The following is a 22,437-nucleotide window of genomic DNA, read 5'->3' as shown; positions in this document are numbered from 1 at the left end:
GCGCGCCGTCTGCTCCGCAGACATGACGCGCCGTCACTAGCGTGACGGAGCGTTGTGGCGCCCCTCCGGGGCGCAGTAGCGGAGAGTGACGTCGGCTCCGCCGCCGTCGGGTCGACGGGGCCTCGGCTCTGCGCCCAATCGGGCCTTGACGGGGGTGCCGGCGCATCCGCGCCGGGGGCCCTTCGGGCCCGGTATCTGGCGAGCTTCGGCTGTATTTTTGCTGTTCAAATGGGGTTTTGGCGCACTCCGTGCGCCTGGCTGACCGGGAGGAGGGGGTGGGCCTCGGCTTCGACGCCGCCTCCCCGCCCCCTCGATGGCCGGCTCTTCCGACCCGCCGTCCGATAGTGACACACAGCCACACCCCACGCAACCCCCTCCCTGGACGACACCACGAACCGTCACCACACCCCCAGGCGCAAGTGGTACAGACCACTCGGCCGGGAATCTGGCCCGGAACTCCCCCAAAATAGCCGCCAGCCCCGTATCAAAATGCCATCGTCACCAAAACCCGCCACACCCGGCACCCAGCCCCGCCCACACCCTGGCAATGCATCACACCGAATCCCTGTGTAACCCCAGGAAATCCACCCTATGCCCCCTCAGAAAACCCATCCAGGGCCGTTGACGATATGACGCAGAATTCCAGTACAACCCCAACCGCCCATGCAAAAACCCCATCAACCACAAGCCAGCGCGGCCCGACCGCACGACCGACGAGCAGCTCCCGGACGGCGGCCCGGCGCAGCAGACGACGAACAGCGGGCTGGCGGCGGGCCGGACGGCGAGCAGGACCAGGACCACGGCGAGCGGCGGGGCCGGCCCGGACGACGGACGGCGGCCAACGAGCGGCTCCCGGACGACGGCGGCCCGGCGCAGCAGGGGTTCGACCCGCCCCGGCGGCGGCCGACGAGCAGCACCAGGACGACGGCCAGCGAGCAGGCCTGGACGGCGGCGGGCGGCCTGGACGCAGGTGCGGCGCCCCCGACGGCGTGCAGGACGACGGCCAGACCGACGCGGTGGCGAGCAGTGGGCAAACCAGGGCGCCCAGGCGCAGCGGGACTGCCGTCGACGAGCAGGCCGAGGTGGGACGGGGACGGCGGCACGGCGGACAGCATCAGGTCGGCGGCGAGCAGCACCCCGGACGGCGGCACGACGCCCTGAGGGCGGGCAGCGGCCGACGAGACCGACGAGGTTACCTGCACGGTGGGTTGCAGGATGGGCTGGAGGGTTGGCCGGACCGGCGCGCCAAGAGGCGCACCGACGGGGGGAGGGAATGGGTCGAGGGCGGCCCTATTCGTCAGGGCCGCCCTCGTGTGCTCTCTGGGTCGGACGTGGCTAAGCGTGCCCGTACCTCGGGTCGGGAGTGGCTGTGTTCTCCGCACACACCCGACACCGCTCGGCGCCTGGCGACATCCTCACAGGAGCTCTGTCTCGCCGTCCGGCACGCCACCTATCGTTCGGTGAGAGGCCGTCCGTTATCCCCCGAACCAACCAGAGCAGTTGGTGTTGACACCACCATTGCACACCTTGAACCGGGCATTGAACCCGAAAGCACCGATGCTGTAGGAGAAGTAGGCTGGCGGACCGTCATAGCCGTTACTGTTCCTCGCTATTTCCTGAGTCGGCCCCCAAGAACTCGAGGAGGTCAGCCCCTGTCCGTAAAGTCGGGGCCCCAGACCGTCCTTTGCGTAGTCGTGCAGGGTGCCGGTTACGAGAACACCTGCCGTATTATCACCACCACTGCCGACGAAGCAATCCAGAGTGAAAGTGGCGTAAGCCCCACCGTCTGAAGACCAGTCACCGGTAGAGCCACAATAGGACGCTGCAGAGGATTCTCCGGCCTGTGCAGGGGCAGCGGAGAGTCCCAGGGCCAGGACCACACCAACAACACCTGCGACTACTGGCATACCACTCAATCTCACGGCGTTCCACCTCTCTGTAGTGGGTTCATGAGCTGCGTTGCCGGTTATCGAGCCTGTCGCATCCGGCTCGTCGTCACCCCCTGGGCTGCCGAGCCAACGCACGGCCTACCTTCCCGTCAGAGTTTGACCTCGTCCACACGGGCCTGGATCGCATGCCTGGGCCCGGATCCGACCAGCAGTCTGCTTCCGGAACACTTCCTTCAGTAGTAAAGATTCAGCCAAAGTCCCATAAAGAGATCTCCCGTCAAATACTGACCTTCTTAAGAATGATCATTCGAAGCGAAACTTGCAGCCCGGCTGATCACGAACACCGGGCGAGAGGCGCTCCAGGGGGTCTGTGACGGCCCGTCGGAGCCGCGGCGGGCGGAGGGCGGGAACGTCGTACAGAGAGGCCGTGGAGGGCCGGGACGGGCACCGGGGCGGTCGGCGACGTCGGCCAGGACGACGGGCTCGTCCTCCTGGCGGCCGATCGGGGCAGCCGGCCTTCGCCGGGCGTGTACCACCGCCACGGCCCGCCCCCGGCGGACAGCGCCGCCCCGGCCCCGGCGCGGCCGGCGCCGCCGGACGCCACCACCAAACCCGGCCCGCCGCAGGCGCCGGGCCCTCGACGACCGCCCCACCCCGTCCACCACCAGGCAGAAGAGGGGCCCAGGAGAGGGTGCCCTGTACGACGACCGTGACGGCCAGGAACGGCGCGAGCGCCACTGCCGATCACCGCCCGGCGGCCGGACGCACCGCCGCGCGGCCCCGCAGAGGTGCTGAACAACCACCCACCGGGACGTGGTCCGCCGGACAGGCCTGCGAGTCCCCCGGAACAGTGAATGCGCCCCCGACTCGGCCGGGGGCGCATTCACTGTCAGATACTAGAAGAAATTATCGGTGAGCCAGTCGACAATGTCCTGCCACTTATCAGAAACGGAGGGAGGCAACGGGATCATTCGGGTCGCGAACCCGAAGGTCCCCATGTAAACACCTCGCCTCCGGACTTTTTTGATAGCTATCTCGACCCTGGTGATCCGCCGTTCCAGATCCGCCGAGGTCGGAGACTCGGAAATCTGATCCGCTCGACAACTCAGGCATTTCAACTCCAGGGTATCGCTCTGTAGGACTTGTTTTTGGGAACAAAATTTGCACTGCCATATCACGTGTCCATCCTGGCCTCCATGTGCAGGCTGTCCCGACTGAGAGTGGTCGGGGTTCGATGCGGGCGCTGACTGATCAACCACGAGTGGCTCCTCTTACTTACTGCCCGGGGCCCGGTGCCCCAGGACGTCTGGGGGGTTCGAACGCAGGGAGCAGGTGCTGGACCGTCAGCAGGCCCTGTTCTCAGTGAAGTTGTGGCAAACATTGTGCTTCCACAGCTTGATCCATACAAGCCCCTGGACCAGAGGAGCCGACCCGCGTAGAGGAGGTCCTACCTGGGCGTCTCCACCTCCCGCTGCGCCGCATGGCCGTCGGGACGGGGCGCGTGCGTCGCGTACGTGCCCGAGGCGGCGCCGGTGCGGTTGCTGGGCCGGAGGGGGCGACACGGTGCCGCGAGACCCTGACTGTCCGGCAGGGGTTTCTTCCCGTGGGGTTATCGGGCTGGGGTTCTGGTCAGGGGGTGTCCCCGGCCCAGTCCCAACGGGCCGGGTCGGCGGGGCGGGGTTCGTAGTGGGCGCGGCCGCCGGCGCCGTAGCGGCCGATCTCGGTGGCCAGCGCGGCGCCGTCGGCGAGCTGGTCGGTGTCCCAGCCGGTGACGTCCAGGAGGAGGCCGTCGAGCGGGCCGCCGACGAGCTCGCGATACACATGGCCGGGCCGGGGTCCGGGGTCGGGGTCGTCGTGGTCGGCGCCGTAGACCCGGCCCCGCAGCAGTGCCTCGTCATCCATGCCGCCCAGCCTCCCAGCCGGCACCGACACCGCGCGGGCGAATCCGGGCGCTGCCGGGGTCACCACCAGGCCGGTTCGAGCCCGGAGTCCTGGCTGTCGTCGTCCTGGTCGTGGTCGGCGGGCCAGGGAGCGGCGGCGTGCCCGGACCGTCGGCCCGCTCCCCGGTTTGGGGGCGGGCCGTTCTGGCCAGGGCGGCGCAGCCGGGGCCGCTCAGAGGTCCTGGACGTGGGCGTGGTGGACGATGCGGGCAGCCAATTCCGGGGTGTCGTAGACGGCGGCCTGCTGGGTGGCCGGGTCTCCGAGGAAGTAGCCCTCGTGCACGGCGACCCAGCCGCTGCTGCCGTCGAGGCCGCGCTCGACCCAGCCCACCGGGTAGCCCTCACCGAGGACCACCATGACGTCGGGCTGCACCGTCCAGCCCGAGAGCACCCAGTTGTAGCCGAAGGTCGCCGGGTCGAGGGGGATGTGGACGTCCATGCTGCGGGGCAGGCCGCGCCGCAGCGGGTCACGCGGCACCGCAACCGTCCCCGGCTCGGGCACACGTGGGCCGATCCACCCCTCGGTCCGGGGTGCCGGGCGGTCGGCGTCCGGGGTCCGGGCGGCGGTGACCGGCGGGGTGATCCGCCCGCCGCGCACCGCCTCCAGTGCCAGGCCCTGGTCGCGGAAGGTGTAGGCCCGGCCGTTGTCATCGAGGATCGGTTCGGCGCGGCCGTCGGCCAGGAGCAGCACCGCGATCCAGCCGCCCCCTCCCCGCGGCCCCTGGCTGAGCGGTGCGGCCCAGCCGGCCCGCACACCGTGCTGGTGCAGCTGGCGGATCCCGGCGGTCTCCGGTGCCGACCAGGACGTCGCCGTCCAGCCCGGGCCGAAGGAGTAGGTGAGGTCATCGGTGCGGTCCGGCGGGCCGAAGCGGCGCACCGGATCGGCGGTGGCGCGCAGCACCACGTCGGGCTGCAGCTCGGTGTCGTCGGGGTGGGGGACCGTGGCGGTCGGGGTCGGCCGGGCAGGCGCGCGCCGGGACGTGCTGCTGGTGAGCGGGTTTTCTCCCCGGGGAGCAGCGGGAGCGGAGGCGGTCGTTTCCGGGGTGGACGTGGTTTCTCCCCGGGGGACAACCTCGGTCGGGAGGTTGCTGCCGGGGGTGCCGAGGGTGGCCTGTCCCGTGGTCGTTTCGTCCCGGGGCGATCCGTTCGTCGGCCCGCTCGGCGTCTGCGGGTCCGTGGTGGCCGGGTGCGGGACAACCGCGGCGGCCGACGCCGCGCCGATCGTCCCGGGGGCGGGCCCGAGAGCGGTCGCGGTTTCACCCCGGGGCGATTGGCGCGGTCCTGTAGCGGGTTGTCCCGCCTCGGGGAGGAGGGCGGAGTGCTCGGCGCGCAGCTGCTCCACCAACTCGTGGTGGCGCTGCGTCACGAAGTGGGCGGAGTGCAGGACGTCGGTGAGGGCTTGGCGGGCAAGGGCCGGATCGGCGTCCCGGCCGGCGCGGCCGAGCTGGAGCAGCAGCCGGCGGTCGGCCCGCGCCAGCTCCTCGCCCAGGCCGAGGAGCTCGGCCGCCACCGGGTCGTCGGCCGGGCCGTCGAGAGGGTCGGTTTCCTCCCGGGGCGATTCGGCCGCCCTGAGGTCGGCTTTCAGCTGCTCGACCTTCTCGGCCTCCCGGTCCCGCTCGGCCTTTTTCGAGCACGCCTTGGAGCAGTACTTCTTCGGTCTGCCCGATCCCTTGGACGGCGGGAGCTCGGTACCGCACTTCACGCAGGCCGGCCCGCCGAACAGCATCGGCTCGACCGCCACCTGATTTACCCCCGGGGAGAAACTCATGCCCGGATGCTACGCCCCGTGATCACTGCCATTTCTCCCCGGGGCGATGCAGGAGGGCGGTGAGGGCTCCGCAAAGCCGGCGCTCATGCGCAGCGGACCCTGCACAGCGAGAGCCGACGGGCTGCGCGGCGCTGCGCCGGGCCCGGCAAGGCGCCCCTTGCTGTACCCGCGGATACCCGTGACTGTCCGGTCCGGCGGGCGGTTGCGCTGGTATGACGACCTCTCCGCTGTCCTGGCCGCCGCTGCCGCCGCTCCCTCCGGCCGACCGTGCCGGGGACGAGCCCGTCTCCGGACCCGACGACCAGTTGCTCGACCCCGTCGAGCTAGCCGCGCTCCACCGAGGCCGCGACGCCGGGGAGGCCGCGGCCGCGTGGGTGCGCGAGCTGGTCGGCCGCCAGGAGGACGAACGCCACGCCCTGGCCCTGGAGCACGCGGCCGCTGGGATCGAGCGGGCCTGCCATCGGGAAGTGATCCCGGGCGGCGACGGCCGACTGGCCGAAGAGCTGCGCTACTCGCTGGCCGCGGACGTGCTGCTCGGCGCCGCCTACACCGGCACCCTGCCCGGCCTCGCGCCGGGCGAGCGGCTGCCGCTGGTCGCGGTGTGCGCGCTCGCGGCCGCCATGCCGGGCTGCGTCCTTGGCGACCTGCCGCGCGAGCTCACCCTGCTCGCCGACGAACTGGACGCCGCCACCGCCGCCGGCCGCGCCGCCACCACGGCCACCGGCTGCGCCGGGTGAGCACCACCAGGCGCCAGGCGCCCGGGCCTGGCGCCGTGGTCGCCGGCCGCCGTCGAAGGCGCCTTGCACGCCGTGCTGGAGGAGTTCGACCAGCGGGCCGAGCCGTGAGCGGGGGCCTTCGAGGAGCTGGACGAGGACGCCCTCGCCGAGACCGCCGCCGAGGCCCGCGTCTTCGGCACCGATCCGGCCCGGTGTGCAGCCTGTTCGGGCAGCAGGCCGGCTGGCGGGCCGCGGTCGGCGGGCTCGGCCGAGCACTCACCGCGGCCGCGACGGATCGGCTGCCGGGGGATTCGGCCGCGGGCACTGTCGCGGCCGCGCAGGGAACGAACGGGCCTGCAACCAGGGGGGCTGTGCGCTGGGGGACCGGCTGTCCTACAGTGGGGCCAGGTCGGCACCGCCCGGCCGCGAACGCGAGAAGACCGCCCGGCCCACTTTCGCAGGGCAAGCCGGACGGCCTTCTCTCAGACCGTCATCTGGGGCCTGGTCCTGCTACATGGGGCCGGGCCCCATGTGGTTGTCGTCGAAGAAGGCCCGGAAGACCGCGCCCACGACCTTCACCACGACGGGCAGGGCGGGTAGCGCGGGCATGACGCGGGCGAGCCAGGACGGCTTGCGGGATGCGGGCTTGATGACGGGGGTGTTGCGCGCCGTCTTGCGGCGCTTGCGGCGGCGATGCGCCAAGGCGACCTCCAGTGTGGCCATGAGGTTGGCGGCCTGGAACGGCCGCCAGGGCACGGATGTGATGGTCCGTCCGTTCACGGTGGCCTAGGAGATCGCGTGTTCGCTTCCGGGGTCGAGTCTACGCGGCGCGCCCCCGGCCTCGGCAAGCTGATCATGCGGGGTGACCACTAGTACTGGGCACAAAGAGGACTCTGCCCACTAGATCTTGTCCTGCGGGGGAGTCCACCGGGCCCGGCGTCAGGACGGCGGCGGGATCCGGGGGCTGATCCGTGGTCGGGCGGGGTGCGCCTGAGGGCCGGGTCCCGGGGCCGCTGTGGTCGGCGGCCCGGGACCGGGCGGGCCTACCGGTGGCCGGCGAGTTCTTCGAGTCGGCTGGCCAGGCCGGGTCCGGGGCGGCGGGCGATGCCGTCGATGTCGGCCCCGGCCTCGTCGTTGTCCTCGACCAGGCGGCCGACCTCCCGGGCGAGCGAGGCGGCGGGCCTGGAGTTCTCGGCGGTGCGCCAGGGCCCCATCACGGTGGGCAGGGTCCGGTAGTAGCCGGGCATCGGCGGCAGACCGGGGGCGGCACCCTGGCCGTCGGCGGCCTGGCAGGCCTGGGCCAGCCACCACTGGGCCTCGTCGAGCTCACCCGCGCCGAGGTGCTGGAGGTAGAGGGCGAAAGCGGCGCGCTGGTCGCCGGCACCGGCGGCGATCCGCCACCAGAACGCCGCGCTGACGGGGTGTCCGGCCAGGTGGAGCAGGCAGCCGAAGATCCGCGCACCCTCGATCTCGATGTCCGCGTCGACCCAGCTGTCGAAGACGACGGCGTGGGCACGGCTCTCCTCGTGGGCGAAGCGGGCGAGCATGGCGGAGGCCTTGGGGCTGCAGACCGCGTCGCGGGACAGGGAGTCCAGGCCGAGGCGGGCACCGTTGTAGTCGCGCCACCACTCCGGCTCCTCGTAGAGGCCGGCCCGGTGGCGGGCCACGTCGGCGGCGATCGCGCGCAGGGCCTGCGCGAAGCCGGGGCCGCCCGGGGTCTCGCCGGCCGGGACGGCGCTGTCGCGCTCGGCGAGGACCAGGTCGAGTGCGACGTCGGCCCGGCCGCCGCCGGCGAGGTAGTGGACCGGCCAGGCGTGCGTGCCGGCGCCGTCGTCGGCGAGGATCTCCAGGTCCTGCTCGTACTCGGCGAACGGTCCAGGGGCGTGGGTTTCCGGGGGACCGGCGATGGGCTCGTTCACCGGCGTGCTCCTCTGTGGGTTGGGCGGGCGGACTTCAGGACGTGCGCGGGGCGCAGCCCCTCCTCCAGCTGGGCGAGGGCGCGTTTGAGGTTGCGGTCCACGGTGCTGGGGTGCGTACCCAGGAACCAGGCGATGAAGAACGTCGACCTCTTCGCCGCCCGGAGGATGACGATGTCGAACTGGCGGGGGGTGAGCCTGCCGAGCTGCTCGAAGAGGCCGGTCTGGACGCGGCCCTCGTCGTCGACGGTGTAGAAGTCGGGCAGGGCGGCGCGCATCTGCGCGAGCATGACGCGCAGGCGTTCGAGACGGGCGAGGAGGTCGGGGTCGCTCTCGCGGCGGCGGACCTCGAAGCGCAGGGCGTGGCAGAGCAGACCCCAGGCGGTGACCACGACGTCGGGGCCGGCCAGGAGCTGGGGCCAGTGGGTCGCGATCTGGACGAGGACCTGGTGGACGACCTTCTCGGCGGCCGCCGGGTCGCCGAGGATCTCCTCGGCGACGCGCAGGTAGCGGCCGCGGTAGGTCAGGGCGAAGGCCTCGTAGTCGATGGGCAGGTTCACCGGCAGGTCCACGGCGGGCGTGGCCGACTGTCCGGCATCCGGGTCACGGGCGGGCTCCGGGCCTATGGCGCGCAGTTCCTCGCTCATCAGGCCCCCCACGGGCGGCCCGGGCCCGGGCGCCCGGAGCGGTGCCCGGTGGACGGAGGGGGGTGTTCCTCTCTGCGCTCGGGTGCGGGTCGAATGTAGGTGCGGTTCATAGGGAGTTGTCCTTGCTTGTCGCAATCTGGCGAGGTGTTGCTTCGCCGGCGCCACGTTGTGGCCTGCCGACAGTCAAGCGGCCGACGCCTCCCGTTCACGCACCCCGACCGAACTAATTTCACTCAAAGATCACTGGCAAACACGGAGAGCAACCGACGCGAGCGGCGCACCCCTCTCGGAAATACGTTCCGGCCGATCGCACCCCAGCGCCCCCTGCTGACAGTTGACTCACGGTCAACTACCCTCCGTCACGAAATGTGACGGAGGTCACTCCCCACTTCCGGTCAGGCGCTGCGTACCGGGACGACCCACGGGCGCGGAAGCGGTCAGACCCGATCCCCCACGCCCCACGCCCCGCGGCATGGCATCCCCGGCCGGCAACACCCCCCGGCCCGCCGTCGTCCCCGTCGGCGGGCCCCGTCCGTCGGCCCGCGGCCGGGCCGGGCTCCCTCCCGTCCTCTCCGTCAGTTGCTCCGCCGCCGCGAGGCCCTGACGCCGAGGTCGTAGGCCATGGAGCCGAGAGCGAGAACGACCAGCGGCCACACCAGCGGGGAGTCCGGCGGCACCGTGCCCGACAGCAGCGCGCCGGCGACCGAGCCGGTGCCGGCCATCGCGGTGCAGGTCGGCGCGGCGGGCACGCGCAGCAGCAGGCCGCGCTCTGCCTCCGGTGCGGGCGGGCGGCGGCTCATCGGGTCGCCGCCGCGGCGGCGAGGGCGCGCTCGGTGTGCCGGTCGCCGAGGTGGCCGAGCTTGCGGCGGACCCGGTCCCCGTAAGCGGCAGGCAGGCCGAGGTCGAGGGCGGCGTCGGCCCAGGTGGCCTTGCGGGAGGCCCAGAGGTTGGCGACGGCGGCCTCCGTCGCGTCCAGGCCGCGGAGCACGGCATCGACCCGGGGGTCCGTGAAGTCGTGGTCCAGGGCGAGAGCGCCGGGGGCGGGCTTGTCCGGGCACACGTCCCGGACCGTCACGCCGTCGCGGTTCGGCGTCTCCAGCAGCCACACCCGCTTGCCCCTGCTCGCGCGGACGGTGCCGTCGGGTGCTCGCCGGTGGAAGCCGCCGGACCGGTGCTCCCACAGCTCCGTCCATCGTCGGCGCTCGGCGGCGGTGTAGGCGCGCAGGATCCTCAGCAGCTCCGGGTCGGTCAGGCAGCCGCCCAGACGGTCGACCCAGTCGTCGAGCAGCCCGCTGATCACCGCATCCCGCCACTCCTCGGCCTTCCGGTGACCGAGCACGTTGCGGGTGAAGTCGTCGACGGCCGCGTGGTCGCCCACGATCGCGGCCCACCGGGCCGCGAGGGCCGCGAGGAGCATCTCCTTCGTCGGCGGCTCCACCTCGAACGCGGCGAATCTGAAGCCGGTGTACCTCAGCAGGTTCGGCTCGTTGAGGATGAACTCGACCTTCCGGTAGGTCCAGGTGATCTCGAAAGGGCCGGCCGGGATGAAGAACACGCCAGGGCCGCCCAACAGCAACACGGCGGCGATCTCGCCGAAAGCCCGGACCCTGGCCGCAGTTTCCGTCTCGGGCCACACGCACTTCACGGCTCGGCCGGTCCAGCCCGCGGGCTCGGCGAGCGCGGCAAGTCCGGCCGGAAGGGCACAGGACTGGCACGTCGTGGTCATCTATCCTCGTTCCTCCGTCTTCCGGGGAAGTTCCCCCACCCCCTGGGGACGGCGATGGGCGGATCCGGCAAAGATCTTGAAAATTCTTATGTGACCTGGATCACACATTGAGCTCGGTGTCGTCACCCCGTCCGCGGGTGCCCGCTGAACGTCCGGTGGGGTGCTGATGGTTCGTCCGGCACCCCCGCCCCGCGGCGACCGCCAACCCCCTTCTGCGCGACCCACGCGGCCACCATCCTGTTGTCCCGCCCGGCAGCCGTACGCCAACCGCCCAACAGCCTGCCTGTCCCGCCTCAGGAGCCGGTGGCGCCAGCCGTCGCTGGCAGCCATCCGACCGGACTGGAGGGCGCCGTGCTCGCCCCGCCGTCCCCGTCCGGCAACAGCAGGTGCGCCTCGCGCGGCCGCCCTGCTCGGCCGCGCCCCGTGCAACGGGCGGCAACCGCCCGGGACTCCAGGGCCCCGTGGCCGTCTCCGAGCCCGCTCCAGACCGATTCGCTCACCGTCAGGCGCAGCTGGGCGCTGCCGGGCCAGGGGAGGGGGGTGAGGAGGGTGGTGCCGGTGGTGCGCAGGCGTTGTTCGAGGCGGGCGAGCTGGCGCGGTGCGGGGGTGCTGATGGGCTTGAGGATGATCGTGTCGCAGGCGTCGGCGAGGACGGAGGCGATCTCGGCCCAGTGGTCGCCGGGTTCGTCGGCCAGCAGGGTGCGCTCCCATGGGAGGCCGTAGGCGCGGGCGGCGGCGAGTCCGAGGTCGGGCCAGCCGATGATCGCGGTCCAGAGGGTGTCGGACGCGGCGGCGGGGCCGGCCGCGGTCGCGAGGAGCAGGGCGGTGTCGAGGACCTCGACGACGGCGCCCTTGGGCAGGCGGCCGTCCGGCAGGAGCGGTTCCAGGGCGGGCAGGACCGGCCGGGTGGCGGCTTCGACGCGGGCGCGGCGGGCCTGCGGGCTGGTGTCCTCCAGCATGGCCGCCAGCCGCTCTCCGCGTTCCGGTGCGGCCGGTGCGGGCACCGCGGTGATCCGGGCGCTCACCGATGCCCTCGGGCGGCGGGGGCCTGTTCGGTGGGCTCGGGTGCGGCGGTCGCGGCCGGGGCGGCGTCCCGCGGTCGGCCCGTGATCGGGCGCACCGCGGCGGGGTCGGCGACCACCCAGCCGGCCTGGCGGTCCTCGCCCCAGCGCACGTGGGCGATCCACGGCAGGTCGGGCGCGGGTCGGCGCTGTTCGGTGAGTACCCCGGAGCGCCAGCGGCCGTCCGTGCGGATCCAGGCCAGGCGCCAGCAGCGGCCGGAGTCGTCCTCGGCGGGCGTGCCGGTCATCTCCTTCGGCACCATGACGGCGTCCGTCAGCGGGGCGGGGCCGGCGGGCTCGGGCAGCGGGCGGATCGTCGCCTCGTCGAACAGCAGCCAGGCCCATTCCTCCGCGCCCGGGCCCGGCCCGTCCGGGCCCCAGCGGACGTGGACGACCCAGCCGGTGCCGGCGGGCGGGCGCCGCCACACGCTCAGCAGCGCGGGCCGCCACCCGCCGCCGAGCCGGACCTCGACCAGGTGCCAGCGCCGTACGTCGCGGTGCAGGCCGGGCAGCGTCATCAGCTCCCGGGGCGCCCGTACGGCGTCGCCCGGCCGCGCCGTCGGGTACGGGCGGTGGGAGAACGGGACGGCTGCGGTCATACCCCCATTATTCGAGCACATGTTCGAGTGATCAAGCGTCAGCGAACCGGGCCGCTCCTGGCACCGGGTGTGCCGAAGCACGGTAGTTGTCACCAAGGCAGGCTTGCCGTCACCAAGATCGCCGGAGCATGGGACACACGCTCGCCAGCAGGACTCCGTTGCAGCTCAGACGACTGGCAGGGCGCCCCGGCCGGTGACAGGTGCAGTGCTTTCTGCGTCGCTGGTGACAAGCAGCGCGCCGACCTGGTGACAACTGCCGCGCCTCGCCGCACCGAGGTTGCAGGTGAGCGGTCGCCCCTGGTGACACCTATCGTGCTTCGGCACACCGGGGCCGGGTGGTGCCGCTACGGTGACGGGTACGGATCGAGGAGGCCTTCATGCGCAGTTCCGACACCGCCCGCCGCGTCCTGGCGGACCTGCCCACCGCGATGGGCCTGCTGTGCTGGAGCACGGCACCGGCCGCCTGGCGCGACGCCGTGGCGCGCGCGGCCCGGCTGCTCGGCCCGGGCTGGGAGCAGGCCCCCGACCGGGACCTCCTGGGCGCGCTCGCGCTCCTCTTCTACGTCGAGGCCGACGAGCGCGCGGTTGCGGTCGGGGACGTCCCGCTGGACGCGGTGCGGTCCGTGCTGGCCGTGGACGAGCGGGGGCTGGCGTGGCAGCTGGAGGCCCGCGTCCAGCGTGTTCTGCGCGGGCAGGGCCACAGCCCCTACCGGGACCTGCGCAGGGCGGAGCGGGACCGGCCGGAGAGTCCGCTGTGGCGCGTCCAGCACCGGCTGATCCACGTCCGGATGCCCGACGAGCCGACCACGATGGTCGAGCCGCGGCCCTCGGCGCTGGCGCGCCAGGTCGAACCGCTGCTCGCCCTGCTGGCCGGGACCACCGAGACCGCCGAGCGGCAGCTGCCCGAGGCGCCGCGCCCGGCCGGGCCGCTGACGGTCCGGATGGACGGCGGACGGGTGTACCGCTGGAGCGGCGGCATGGCCGTCGGCGCGGTCCCGGTCGCCTGCACGCCGTGCGGCACCCTGCCCGGCGGGACCGTCCTGGTCGACGGCCCGGACGCGACCTACATCTGCGTCAACGGGCACAGCGCCGACCGGGGACTGCTGAGCGCCCCGCACGTACGCGTCGCCGTCGCCCACGGCGTGGACGACGACGAACAGCCCGTACCCGTGGTGCTGCCGGACGGCACCGACATCGTCTGGCACGGCGACCTGAACGTCGCTGGCGCCGGCGAGGCGGAGGAGATCGACCCCACCGCCTACTTCATCGGCAGCAGCCGCGCCTGGCGCCACAGCTGACTGCCAGACTGGCGATCATGACGACTTCCGACCGGCGCCCACTGTGGCGCCCCTCCCCCGAAACCCCCGCCGAACCGCTCGCCGACCAGCCCACCCCGGAGGCCCGGCTCACGGCTGTCGAGCGGGCCGCCCCGCTTCCTGAGCCCCTCGCGGACCCGGCCCAGCAGTTCCCGCAGGCCGCCCGAACCCGCCGACCGCTTGGCCCCGGCGGCATCGCCGCCACCGACAGCTGACCGGCCCGCAGCACCGCGGTGACTCGGGTCCGGACACGAATCGGCGAACGCGCGCGCTGTGACGGCTGGGGGGTGCCCGGCGTTGGCTGGGCACCTCCTCGTTGATGTCGGTGGGCTCCGGTAGGGTGCCGCTTCGTACGCAAGAGGGCGCCCGGCCACCACATTTGGCCGGGTGCCCTCTCTGCTGTCCGCGCCCCTGGGGTCTGTGGCGGGGCGCCTGCTGTCAGCCGGCGTTGCTTCGCAGCCTCCGCAGTACCGCCTTGTAGACGGCCGGGTCGCTGCCGTCGATGAACGCCTCGGCGAGGACGCGCTGGACTTCTGCGGGTGTGAACCGGCCCCGGCCGAGGTCGTTGGCGAGGTCGATCGAGCGTCTGGCGACCGCCTGGCGCAGTTCGTGGGCGGTCATCGGTTCGATGACGATCTCGCCTTCGACGATTTCCTCGTCGTCGGCCTTCCCGGTGTCGCCGGTCGGCGCGATGCCGTCGCACGCGGGCCGCTCGCCATCGGCGGACGCGAGGGCCTTCTCCAGACGGGGCTGGGCCGGGATGAGGGAGAGCTCGTAGGCGTCGATGGCTTCCTTGAGCCGCTCGGCGGTGACCTTCCGGCTGGTCGCTTCGATCGAGCCGACGACCTGGAGGGCGGCGTCGCGGCCGCGGCTGCGCAGGAATCCGGCGACGGCCAGGGCCTGAGATTCGTTGGGCGCGGGCAGTACTTGCGCGTGCACGACCTCGGTGACGATCGGCGCGGCTTCGATCAGCTGCCGGGCCCGGCGGTAGCGGATACGGAAACGGTCCCACACGTACTGGGCGAAGGGGAGGCCGGTCGACGCGGCGAGGTCGGTGGCGTCGATGTACCCCAGGATGCTGCCGACCACGATGACGTAGCGGGTCTGGGCGGAGTGGATCGCGCCGTCCAAGCGCTCGCCGGCGGTGTGGACCATGTCCTCCAGCGTCTTGAGCTTCTCGGCGTCGGTACCGGTGAGCTTGCTGAAGTCGATTGCGGCGGGGGGCAGTCCGCCGATCCGGTTGGCCTCCAGCTCCTGCTTGAGCGCGGCCTGGTCGGCCGACATGCCGGTGGCGAGCTTGTCGACGCTCGCGCCCGCGCTGGTGTCGATGACGAACTTCTTGCGCTCTCGGGTCCGGCCGCTCACGCTGCGGCCTCCACGAATCCGAGGGAGACGATCATGTTGCGGAAGATCTTCGCGGCCTCGTCCCTGGGGGCGTACATGCACACGGGCTGCCCGCCGACCTCGCGCGCTTCGGCGATCTTCGAGCGCACCGGCACCTCGCCGCGCACCGGGATGGGCAGGGTGAACAGGGCGTCGTAGACGGACTGGTTGAAGTCGGAGAAGGGGCGGTCGATGCGGTTGATGACGATGCCGCGGTAGTCCATCGGCTTGCGGCCGAGGTCGTTCATCGTCTTGGCGGCCTGGGCCAGGAGCAGGTTGACGGCGCGGATGCTGAACGTGTCGACGTCGACCGGGACGACGGCGTCGGTCGCGGCGGCCAGGGCGGCGTCGGTGTCGTCGTCGATCGCGGGCCGGCAGTCGAGGAGGACGTGGTCGTACTCGCCCTCGATCTGGGCGAGGAGGCGCTTGAGGCGCAGCTCGCCCATCTTCTGCTCCCGCAGGCGGCCGGGCAGGAAGAACATGTCGAGAGAGGCCGGGATGAGGTCGATGCCCGGCAGGGGCCGGATGATGGCGTCGCGGATGTCGCCGCCGCCGATCATCAGCTTCGGGAGGCTGTTGGGCGCGTCCTCGTCCAGGTGCTCGACCTTGAGCGCGGTGGAGAGGTTGCCCTGCGGGTCAAAATCGATCAGCAGGACGCGGCGCCCGTACTCGGCGAGCGCGCCGCCCAGGTTGAGGGTGTCGGTCGTCTTCCCGACGCCGCCCTTCTGGTTGATCATCGCGGTTACTGTCATCGCCGCGGACGGTGTGATTGCCATAGTCCGTGACCCTAACCGGGCCCCCCTCCGGGATCGACAACCACGTCCCCGAGCCGCCCGGTGGGGTGCAAAATTTTTGCACCCCACCTTCTGGCCCGAAATCAGGCCTTCCATGGGACCCGGAAACGCAAAAAGGGCCCACCTCCCCTCGGCATCGAAGCCGGGAGAGAGGGGCCCTTTACTGTGCTGGGGATCAGGCCGGAACGGGGACACCCGCGCGGTCGAGGCCGATCGCGTGGCTGACGGTGGCGAGGGTGTCGTCCCAGTCGCCGGCGTGGTGGACCGCGCGGTCGTCGATGTAGCAGGCCGCACCGAGCTTGTTGTTGGTCACAAGTACCGGCCCGCGGGGAGTCCAGTAGGCCCTGCCTTCAAAGGGATCGACGAAGGCCTCCAGCCCGCTGTACCAGGTGACCCAGTCTGCGATCTCCAGCAGCCAGCGACGCGGTCGAGCGGTGAACACGAACACGGCACGCTGTCGAGCGATGGTGCGCAGTGCCTCGATGGCGCCGGGCTGGGGGAGGCCGATGCGGCCGCCCTGCCACCCCTGGTCGATCGCGAGGGTTCCGTCCAGGTCGAAGCCGACGGCCTGGCTGGCGGGGCTGTCGGGGCGGGGGGCGATGACGGGTCGGTGCATGTGGTCCTCCTTCGGGTGGGCCGGGGTCTACAGGAGGGGGAGCTGGTTTTCGTCCGGCTGCTCGGGGGTGTCCTCGGCGCGGGCGTGGGCGCGGGCGGTGTCGTGGGCGTCGTCGGTGCGGTCGCAGACCAGTCGGCCGTCGGGAAGCTGGGCCCACTCCCGGCTGCCGACGGCGTCGTCTGCGGCGTCCTCGGGGCTGGGGTGGTGGGGGATGAACTCGTCCTCGACCTCGTCGCCGCACACCGAACACACGGCGGTCCAGCACAACGACGGGACGGCGATGCCGGCACCCGATCCCGCCGCACCCCGGCGCCGCCAGGCGTAGCCGTGCTGGAGGACGACGGCGTGGCTGACGGGCTGGAGCGGGGAGCCGTCGTCCAGGTCGGCGGCTGCGGCGTTGTGTTCGGCGGCGGCCATCAGCGCGGTGGCGAGGTCGGGCATCTCCAGCAGGGTGTCGGGGCCGGTGAGCCAGAGCTCCCAGGGCCGGTCCGGGGTGCCGGGGCGCAGCCGGTCGGTGGGGTCGGTGGTGAAGAGGCCGCGGCGGGCGGCCGGGGTCGGGGTGGGGGTGGTCATCTGTGGTGTCTCCTTCGACGGGTCGGCCCCGGTCCGCTGGGGTGCGGGCCGGGGCCGGGTTGGTGGCGGGATGTCGGGTGCGGTGGGTGGCGGGCTGGTGCTCGGGGAGGGGCGGTCCGCCGTCGGGGGCGGTCGGCTACAGCAGGCCGGCGGCGTGGGCCTCGGCCTGCTGGTCGTCGTCGTCCTGGTCGGCCTGGTCCTCGTCGTCGTCGGCGGCCGCGGTGGGGTGGAGTTCGGCGATGGCGAGGTCCTTGCCGAGGACGGCCCACGGGTCGTCGTCCTCCTGCTCGCCGTCGGCGGGCTGTGCCGTGTCGGCGGGTCCGTCCAGGAGCGCGGTCAGGTCGGCGATGGTGTGGATCGGCACCGGCCGCTCGCCGTCCCGGGCGAGCAGGTAGGTGCGGCTGGCGTAGCCGTCGCGGTCGGTCGGGCGGGGGACGGCCAGCAGGCGCGCGGTGGAGGTGATCTCGCACGTCGCACTGCCGTCCGGGTTGCCGGCCCAGTTCTCCGCCTTGGTGAGGGCGCCGTGGCCGTGGTCGAGGCGGGCGGCGCCGGAGGCGGCCCGGCGCGCGGCGTCGGCGCGGACGTCGGCGGTCAGCTGCTCTCGGGTCGGCGTCGGGACCGCCTCGCGGACCGGGCCGTGGTGCTCGGCGCCGAGGCGACGGCGCAGCGGGGCGAGGGCCTTGTAGGCGTGGTGGTCGGTGAGGACGGCGGCGAGGGCGCCGGCGGCGAGGGCGAGGGTGATGCGGATTTCGGTCGGGCGGGCGGTGAGGGTGCGGTAGGTGGTGAGGCCGGTGGCGGCGCCGGCGGTGACGATGGCGAGGCTGTCGGCGGTGTCGATGGCGGTGCGGGCCAGGCGGGTGCGCAGGGTGTCGGTCACGGGTGCCTCCGAGGGGGCGTGGGTGGGTGTCGGCCGGGCGGCCGCGCCGCTCACCACGGCGCCCCGCCTGCCGGACCTGGGTGGCCGGGCGGGCGGGGCGCGGTGGTGGGCAGCGTCAGTGCCCGGTGCGGTGGTGGTGAATCTCGCGGAGCGGGCCGTGCGGGGGGCGTCGGTCAGGACCGCGACCGCGCGGCGCTCGTGGGCGAGGTCGACCGGCTGGCGGTCGGGCTCACGGCTCGGTGGGCGTCTCCAGGGGGATCACGTAGATCTCCACGACGTCCTGGACGTTGTTCCACGTTCCCGCGGCGTGGCGGATGTAGACGACGTGCTCCTTGGCGCCGCTGCGGTCGGTGGTGTCGTACTCGTGGACCGTGTGGTGCTTGCGGGCGCGGCCGGCGGCGGCGCGTACGGTGCCGGTGCGGGCCTGGTTGGGGAACGGCAGGAAGTGGCGGCCGTCCATGAGGGTGAACACCAGGGCGTGGTCGGGGCGCGGTCCGTTGGTGACGAGCCGGGCACCGTGGTCGCGCAGGTCCTGGATGTGGTTGGCGTAGTACTGCTCGGCGATCTGGGTGGTCATGGTGGCTGTCCTTCCTTCTCGGCCTCGGCGGCCGGGCGGTTGTGTCGGGGCGTCAGTGCTGGATGCGGATCGAGATTGCGGCGTCAGCGCCCGGAGCGGCTCACCGCCGGGTAGAGGCGGACCTCGTCGAAGCCCTCGGTGGTCAGGCCGGGGAGGGCGTCGACCGCGAGCCGGTGCTGCCGGCGCAGCACGTCCTCCGGAACCCGTCGGTTCGCCGGCCGTTGCGAGTTCCGCCGCAGGCACACGTCGAGCGGGGTGGTGAAGACGATCGCCAGCAGGGGGCGCCCGTGGTGGCGGGCCCGCTCGACGTGCCGGGCCCTGACTGCGGGCTCCACGTTCGTCGAGTCGAGGTAGAGCGTCCGGGATCGGCGCAGCCGGGCGTCGAGCAGCAGGTTCTGCAGCTGGACGGCCTCGGCGGTGGCCGACTGGTCTCCCGGGTCGCCGCCGTTCACCAGGGCGCGCAGCTCGTCGAGGGAGATGACCTCGCGGGAGGGCACGCCGTGGGTGAACTGGGTCTTGCCGCTGCCGGCGGGTCCGATCAGGGCCACGAGCGTGCCCGGTGCGATCGGCGCGCGGGCGGCGATCATCGTGTGGTCGTCGGGGGTCATTCGGTTTCGCCAGTCGGCCATGCGTTGTTCCTTCCGGTGCGGGGTGGTGGGTGGTCAGGCCGCGGCGGACAGGACGGCTGCGGCGGAGATGGTGAGGACGGCGACGACACTGAGCTGGGCCGCCCGGATCAGCAGGCGCATCTTGCGTTCGCACAGCAGGGACAGCTCGTGAAGGCGGCGGGGGCGGACGTCGTCGGCGAGGGCCTGGAGCAGGTGGTCCGGGTCGCAGGCGGCCCAGCGGGAGAAGCCGTTGGACTTGGTGGGGTCCAGGCGCGGCTTGACGACGAGGACGGCGAGGACGGCGGCCGCGACCATCGCGACGGCGCCGATGGCGACCAGGGCGAGCGCGTAGCCGGAGGCCTTGCCGAGTGAGGCGACGGCGGCGACGAGTACGCCGTCCAGGGCGAGCAGCAGGCTGGCCTTCGAATCGGTTCGGCCGATCTCGTTGACGACTGCGGCGAGTTCGCGGTCGAGGGCCTGGTCGGCCGTGGTGGTGGTGTCCATCTCGGGTGTTCCCCTCCCTGGTGGGTGTCGGCCGGGTGGCCGCGCCGCGCACCACCGGGCCCGCCGTCCCGGCCTGGGTGGCGGGGGCGGCGGGGGCGGTGGTGGGCAGCGTCAGCGCCCGGAGGCCAGCAGGTTCCAGAGGACGAGCGCGGTGATACCGACGACGATCAGCAGCATCTGCGGGGAGATGCTGCGGGAACTCTCCAGCCGCTGGATCTCTGCCCAGGTGGCGTCGGCCTTGGCCTGGAGGCCGATGCGGGACGGGCTGCCCGGGTCGAGGCCGGCGATGGTCGCGGACAGGGTGTGCAACTTCTCGTAGGCGGCGGCGAGCTGTGCTTCTCGGGATATCGCCCAGGACAAGGGGGCTCCTTCGGTCGGTCGTGCTCGGCGGGTACGGAGGGTGGTTGGGGCCGGGGCGGCGGCCGGGTGGGACCGTCGCCCCGGGGGAGGGTCAGTGCTGGTCGTCGGGGCGGCTGGTGCGGCGCCCGTCCCGGTCGACGACCAGGACCGTCTCGATGCGCGGCTCGGGCACGGTCACCTCGACGGTGACCGGCACCGGTTCGGGCGCGGCCACCGTGACGGTCGGCGCCTTGGGCGCCTCGTTGATGACGGTCGTGTGGGCGGTGATCCACGACCCGGTGAGGGCCAGGGCCGCCAGCGCGCCCCACAGCACCACGACCAGGCCCACCGCGACCGACCGCCCGGCACCCGGGGTGCCGTCCCAGACCATCGCCGCGGTCACCGCACCCCACGCCAGCGCGCCGAGCTGCGCCCCGGCGGACCCCTTGGTGCGCAGGGCCCGCCACAAAATGAGCAGGCCGGTGGCGGCCCAGGCGCCGTGGAGGGTGGCGGGCCCGGCGGGCAGGCCGGCGCCGCGTTCGGTGAGGGTGCGGTGGATCGGGTCGTTGACGGTGTGCCAGACCTGGGTGGCGGGGTGGGCGACGTTGGCCGGGTCGAGCAGCCAGTGTCCTGCGGCGAGGACGTAGGGGCCGACGGCGAGGGCCAGGACGACGAGGACGGCCAGGGCGCCGAAGCAGGCCAGGAGCACCTGGGTGTCGGCGTGGCGGCCGGGCAGGCGCGGCCGGCGGTGCGGCTGGGGGCGGTGCCAGATCACGTCCGGGTGCTCGTCCTCCTGCGGGCTGAGCGGGGGCAGCTGGCCGAGTGCGGGGAAGACCAGGTCGTCGTCCTGGTCGTCCTCGTCGTCGTGGTCGGGCCGGTCGGGGGTGCGGTGCTGGGGCACGGAGGCGGCTCCTGGGCTGTGGTGGCGCGCAGCAGGTCGGGAGTGCGGCTCGGGCCGCCGCCGGGGTGCGGCGGCGGCCCGGCGGTGGTTCAGGCGGGCAGGCGGACCGGCATGACGACGTAGCGGTAGGGCAGGTCGGCGATGTCCTGGTCGTCGTCGCCGGTGCGGGCGGTCAGGACGGCGGGCTTGTGCTTGTCGCCGACGTGCAGGACCACCTCGGAGGAGCCGCAGGCCTTGATGCCGTCGCCGAGGTAGGTGGGGTTGAAACAGATGGTGTAGTCGTCGGGCAGGTCGCCGGTGACGGTGACCTCGATGAGGTCGCGGCCGTGGGCGTCGTCGCCGACGCCGGCCTCGATGCGCAGCAGGCCCCGGTCGAGGGTGAGCCGTACGGGGGCGTTCTCCCGGGCGACCAGGGCGACGCGCTGGACGGCGGCGGTCAGCTCGGTGGCCGGGGCGCTGATGGTGCCGACGGCCTTGGGGATCATCGCGCCGAGCTTGGGGAACTCGGCGGAGATGAGGCGGGTCATGAACGACGAGCCGGTGGAGGACCAGCCCCACAGTTCGCCGTCGCTGTGGAGGGTGAGGGGCCGGTCGGTGTCGTAGGCGCGGGCGAGGTCGCCGAACGTCTTCGCCGGGATCAGCACCTGCAGCGGCCCGGACCCGGCGCCGCCGGTCTTCTTCCGGCTGCTCTTGGCCTCCGGGACGGAGGCGGCCGCGGGCTGGACGGCGGTGCGGCGGTGGCTGATCCGGTAGCGGTTGGTGGCCGTCATCGTCAGCTCGTCGCCGTCCAGGGTGACGTGGACGCCGGTCAGCGCCGCGAGGGCCTCCTCGGTGGAGGCGGCGAAGGCGACCTGGGCGACGGCCTCGGCCCAGCTCTCGCCGTGCACGGTGGCGACGGCGGGCGGCAGAGCGGGCAGCGACGGGTACTCGTCGGCCGGCAGCAGCGGCAGCTCGAACCGCGAGCGGCGGCAGCTGAGGGTCAGCCGGGTGTCGTCGGCGTCCAGGTCGACGTCGGCTCCCTTCGGCAGGCGGGCGCAGATGTCGTTCAGGAGCCGGCCGGGCACGAGGATGCGGCCGTCGTCGGCGATCTCGGCGTGGCAGGTGTCGGTCGCGTAGACCTCGTAGTCGCTCGCGGCCAGGTGCAGGCCTCGGGCGTCGGTGTGCAGGAGGATGCCGGCCATCACCGGGACGACCGGGCGGGTGGAGACGGCGCGCACGGTGTGGGCGACAGCGGCGGCGAACTGCTGGACGGACAGGCGCAGTTTCATCGTGGTGTTTCCCCTTCGGGACGTCAGGCGGCGGTGGTGAGGGCGGCGAGCAGGTCCCGCTCGGCGTCGGTCAGCTCCGAGCACGGCACGCAGCAGCCGAGGGTCTTGAGCGGCAGGCAGGCGTCGTAGCGGACCTGGCAGAGCGGGCAGGTCTGCCGCTTGGCCATGGCCCGGTCGAGGGCGGTGGCCCGGCCCGGCGTCATCGGCCGCACCGGCTTCGCGGCGGCGAGCCGGTAGAGGTAGGCGATCCGGCGGCCGCGGCGGCAGACGACCTGCGCGGCGGGCTCCTGGCCGCCGGGGCGCAGGCCCATCGCGCGCAGCTGGCGGCGGGTGTGCAGGCCGGGGTCGGCGTAGCGCCAGGGCCAGGTCGGGAGGCCGCCGTGGTGTTCTCCGGTCGGGTCGAGATCGGGTACGCGCAC

At 73.0% G+C, this 22,437-nt stretch carries 24 protein-coding genes; 3 read left to right on the top strand and 21 right to left on the bottom strand.

What is annotated here, in order from left to right; translation table 11 throughout:
- Positions 1-3,518: 3,518 nt before the first annotated feature.
- Together ACGFSC_RS41765 and ACGFSC_RS41760 are read right to left on the bottom strand one after the other, a co-directional pair.
- A complete protein-coding gene (locus ACGFSC_RS41765; RefSeq protein ID WP_359913165.1) occupies positions 3,519-3,791 on the bottom strand; it encodes a hypothetical protein in 273 nt (90 codons plus the stop codon).
- A gap of 210 nt (positions 3,792-4,001) precedes the next feature.
- Positions 4,002-5,597 (bottom strand): hypothetical protein, encoded by a 1,596-nt coding sequence (locus ACGFSC_RS41760; RefSeq protein ID WP_359913163.1) that lies wholly within the window; start codon positions 5,595-5,597, stop codon positions 4,002-4,004.
- 212 nt (positions 5,598-5,809) lie between these two features.
- On the opposite strand from ACGFSC_RS41760, the gene ACGFSC_RS41755 reads away from it, so the two are divergent.
- Positions 5,810-6,334, top strand: a complete 525-nt coding sequence (locus ACGFSC_RS41755; RefSeq protein ID WP_359913160.1) for a hypothetical protein — start codon at positions 5,810-5,812, stop codon at positions 6,332-6,334.
- A 489-nt stretch (positions 6,335-6,823) separates the two neighbouring features.
- On the opposite strand, the gene ACGFSC_RS41750 is transcribed toward ACGFSC_RS41755, so the two are convergent.
- The 7 genes from ACGFSC_RS41750 to ACGFSC_RS41720 form a co-directional block, all read right to left on the bottom strand.
- Positions 6,824-7,093 carry a hypothetical protein gene (locus ACGFSC_RS41750; RefSeq protein WP_359913157.1) on the bottom strand — a complete coding sequence of 90 codons (270 nt, stop codon included), beginning with the start codon at positions 7,091-7,093 and terminating at the stop codon, positions 6,824-6,826.
- Positions 7,094-7,356: 263 nt separating this feature from the next.
- Positions 7,357-8,232: a hypothetical protein gene (locus ACGFSC_RS41745; RefSeq protein WP_359913154.1), complete on the bottom strand. Its 876-nt coding sequence runs from the start codon at positions 8,230-8,232 to the stop codon at positions 7,357-7,359.
- A complete protein-coding gene (locus ACGFSC_RS41740; protein WP_359913152.1) occupies positions 8,229-8,876 on the bottom strand; it encodes a hypothetical protein in 648 nt (215 codons plus the stop codon). The genes ACGFSC_RS41745 and ACGFSC_RS41740 overlap by 4 nt, the downstream gene beginning before the upstream one ends.
- Before the next feature lie 575 nt (positions 8,877-9,451).
- Positions 9,452-9,676: a hypothetical protein gene (locus ACGFSC_RS41735; RefSeq protein WP_359913150.1), complete on the bottom strand. Its 225-nt coding sequence runs from the start codon at positions 9,674-9,676 to the stop codon at positions 9,452-9,454.
- Entirely contained in the window at positions 9,673-10,602 is a 930-nt protein-coding gene (locus tag ACGFSC_RS41730) for a hypothetical protein (protein ID WP_359913147.1), read from the bottom strand. The genes ACGFSC_RS41735 and ACGFSC_RS41730 overlap by 4 nt, the downstream gene beginning before the upstream one ends.
- 293 nt (positions 10,603-10,895) lie before the next feature.
- Positions 10,896-11,627 (bottom strand): hypothetical protein, encoded by a 732-nt coding sequence (locus ACGFSC_RS41725; RefSeq protein WP_359913144.1) that lies wholly within the window; start codon positions 11,625-11,627, stop codon positions 10,896-10,898.
- Positions 11,624-12,262: a hypothetical protein gene (locus tag ACGFSC_RS41720; protein ID WP_359913141.1), complete on the bottom strand. Its 639-nt coding sequence runs from the start codon at positions 12,260-12,262 to the stop codon at positions 11,624-11,626. The genes ACGFSC_RS41725 and ACGFSC_RS41720 overlap by 4 nt, the downstream gene beginning before the upstream one ends.
- 377 nt (positions 12,263-12,639) lie before the next feature.
- Between ACGFSC_RS41720 and ACGFSC_RS41715 the strand changes: the two genes are divergently transcribed.
- Together ACGFSC_RS41715 and ACGFSC_RS41710 are read left to right on the top strand one after the other, a co-directional pair.
- On the top strand, positions 12,640-13,560 hold the full coding sequence (locus ACGFSC_RS41715) for a hypothetical protein (RefSeq protein WP_359913138.1): 921 nt from the start codon (positions 12,640-12,642) through the stop codon (positions 13,558-13,560).
- Positions 13,561-13,577: 17 nt separating this feature from the next.
- Entirely contained in the window at positions 13,578-13,793 is a 216-nt protein-coding gene (locus tag ACGFSC_RS41710) for a hypothetical protein (protein WP_359913135.1), read from the top strand.
- A 223-nt stretch (positions 13,794-14,016) separates the two neighbouring features.
- Here the strand turns inward: ACGFSC_RS41710 and ACGFSC_RS41705 are convergent, their stop codons facing one another.
- The 12 genes from ACGFSC_RS41705 to ACGFSC_RS41650 all read right to left on the bottom strand — a co-directional run bounded on the left by ACGFSC_RS41705 (position 14,017) and on the right by ACGFSC_RS41650 (position 22,437).
- Entirely contained in the window at positions 14,017-14,943 is a 927-nt protein-coding gene (locus ACGFSC_RS41705) for a hypothetical protein (RefSeq protein WP_359913132.1), read from the bottom strand.
- Positions 14,940-15,713 carry a ParA family protein gene (locus tag ACGFSC_RS41700; protein WP_359913129.1) on the bottom strand — a complete coding sequence of 258 codons (774 nt, stop codon included), beginning with the start codon at positions 15,711-15,713 and terminating at the stop codon, positions 14,940-14,942. The genes ACGFSC_RS41705 and ACGFSC_RS41700 overlap by 4 nt, the downstream gene beginning before the upstream one ends.
- A 217-nt stretch (positions 15,714-15,930) precedes the next feature.
- On the bottom strand, positions 15,931-16,371 hold the full coding sequence (locus ACGFSC_RS41695) for a hypothetical protein (protein ID WP_359913126.1): 441 nt from the start codon (positions 16,369-16,371) through the stop codon (positions 15,931-15,933).
- 27 nt (positions 16,372-16,398) lie between these two features.
- Positions 16,399-16,944 carry a hypothetical protein gene (locus ACGFSC_RS41690; RefSeq protein ID WP_359913123.1) on the bottom strand — a complete coding sequence of 182 codons (546 nt, stop codon included), beginning with the start codon at positions 16,942-16,944 and terminating at the stop codon, positions 16,399-16,401.
- A 136-nt stretch (positions 16,945-17,080) separates the two neighbouring features.
- Entirely contained in the window at positions 17,081-17,821 is a 741-nt protein-coding gene (locus ACGFSC_RS41685) for a hypothetical protein (protein WP_359913121.1), read from the bottom strand.
- 229 nt (positions 17,822-18,050) lie between these two features.
- On the bottom strand, positions 18,051-18,398 hold the full coding sequence (locus ACGFSC_RS41680) for a hypothetical protein (RefSeq protein WP_359913118.1): 348 nt from the start codon (positions 18,396-18,398) through the stop codon (positions 18,051-18,053).
- A gap of 83 nt (positions 18,399-18,481) precedes the next feature.
- Complete coding sequence (locus ACGFSC_RS41675; RefSeq protein WP_359913115.1) at positions 18,482-19,027, bottom strand: AAA family ATPase; 546 nt, start codon at positions 19,025-19,027, stop codon at positions 18,482-18,484.
- A gap of 33 nt (positions 19,028-19,060) precedes the next feature.
- Positions 19,061-19,510: a Pycsar system effector family protein gene (locus ACGFSC_RS41670; RefSeq protein WP_359913112.1), complete on the bottom strand. Its 450-nt coding sequence runs from the start codon at positions 19,508-19,510 to the stop codon at positions 19,061-19,063.
- Between the two features lie 111 nt (positions 19,511-19,621).
- Entirely contained in the window at positions 19,622-19,870 is a 249-nt protein-coding gene (locus tag ACGFSC_RS41665) for a hypothetical protein (protein ID WP_359913109.1), read from the bottom strand.
- 91 nt (positions 19,871-19,961) lie between these two features.
- Positions 19,962-20,750 (bottom strand): hypothetical protein, encoded by a 789-nt coding sequence (locus tag ACGFSC_RS41660; RefSeq protein WP_359913108.1) that lies wholly within the window; start codon positions 20,748-20,750, stop codon positions 19,962-19,964.
- A gap of 89 nt (positions 20,751-20,839) precedes the next feature.
- Positions 20,840-22,018, bottom strand: coding sequence for a DNA polymerase III subunit beta (gene dnaN / locus ACGFSC_RS41655; protein WP_359913105.1), 1,179 nt, complete (start codon positions 22,016-22,018; stop codon positions 20,840-20,842).
- A gap of 23 nt (positions 22,019-22,041) precedes the next feature.
- Entirely contained in the window at positions 22,042-22,437 is a 396-nt protein-coding gene (locus tag ACGFSC_RS41650; RefSeq protein WP_359913102.1) for an RRQRL motif-containing zinc-binding protein, read from the bottom strand.

The organism is Kitasatospora sp. NPDC048715 (assembly GCF_043198905.1).
Lineage (GTDB): Bacteria > Actinomycetota > Actinomycetes > Streptomycetales > Streptomycetaceae > Kitasatospora > Kitasatospora lactacystinica.
The sequence above is the reverse complement of the archived record's forward strand: the minus strand, read 5'-3'. Positions and strand labels throughout refer to the sequence as shown.

Coding starts and splice junctions, on each gene's coding strand:
- ACGFSC_RS41760 (WP_359913163.1), bottom strand. CDS start 5,597: ATGAGTTTCTCCCCGGGGGTAAATCAGGTGGCGGTCGAGCCGATGCTG.
- ACGFSC_RS41675 (WP_359913115.1), bottom strand. CDS start 19,027: ATGGCCGACTGGCGAAACCGAATGACCCCCGACGACCACACGATGATC.
- ACGFSC_RS41670 (WP_359913112.1), bottom strand. CDS start 19,510: ATGGACACCACCACCACGGCCGACCAGGCCCTCGACCGCGAACTCGCC.
- ACGFSC_RS41680 (WP_359913118.1), bottom strand. CDS start 18,398: ATGACCACCCAGATCGCCGAGCAGTACTACGCCAACCACATCCAGGAC.
- ACGFSC_RS41755 (WP_359913160.1), top strand. CDS start 5,810: ATGACGACCTCTCCGCTGTCCTGGCCGCCGCTGCCGCCGCTCCCTCCG.
- ACGFSC_RS41730 (WP_359913147.1), bottom strand. CDS start 10,602: ATGACCACGACGTGCCAGTCCTGTGCCCTTCCGGCCGGACTTGCCGCG.
- ACGFSC_RS41720 (WP_359913141.1), bottom strand. CDS start 12,262: ATGACCGCAGCCGTCCCGTTCTCCCACCGCCCGTACCCGACGGCGCGG.
- ACGFSC_RS41690 (WP_359913123.1), bottom strand. CDS start 16,944: ATGACCACCCCCACCCCGACCCCGGCCGCCCGCCGCGGCCTCTTCACC.
- ACGFSC_RS41695 (WP_359913126.1), bottom strand. CDS start 16,371: ATGCACCGACCCGTCATCGCCCCCCGCCCCGACAGCCCCGCCAGCCAG.
- dnaN (WP_359913105.1), bottom strand. CDS start 22,018: ATGAAACTGCGCCTGTCCGTCCAGCAGTTCGCCGCCGCTGTCGCCCAC.
- ACGFSC_RS41715 (WP_359913138.1), top strand. CDS start 12,640: ATGCGCAGTTCCGACACCGCCCGCCGCGTCCTGGCGGACCTGCCCACC.
- ACGFSC_RS41700 (WP_359913129.1), bottom strand. CDS start 15,713: ATGACAGTAACCGCGATGATCAACCAGAAGGGCGGCGTCGGGAAGACG.
- ACGFSC_RS41740 (WP_359913152.1), bottom strand. CDS start 8,876: ATGAGCGAGGAACTGCGCGCCATAGGCCCGGAGCCCGCCCGTGACCCG.
- ACGFSC_RS41735 (WP_359913150.1), bottom strand. CDS start 9,676: ATGAGCCGCCGCCCGCCCGCACCGGAGGCAGAGCGCGGCCTGCTGCTG.
- ACGFSC_RS41765 (WP_359913165.1), bottom strand. CDS start 3,791: ATGGATGACGAGGCACTGCTGCGGGGCCGGGTCTACGGCGCCGACCAC.
- ACGFSC_RS41710 (WP_359913135.1), top strand. CDS start 13,578: ATGACGACTTCCGACCGGCGCCCACTGTGGCGCCCCTCCCCCGAAACC.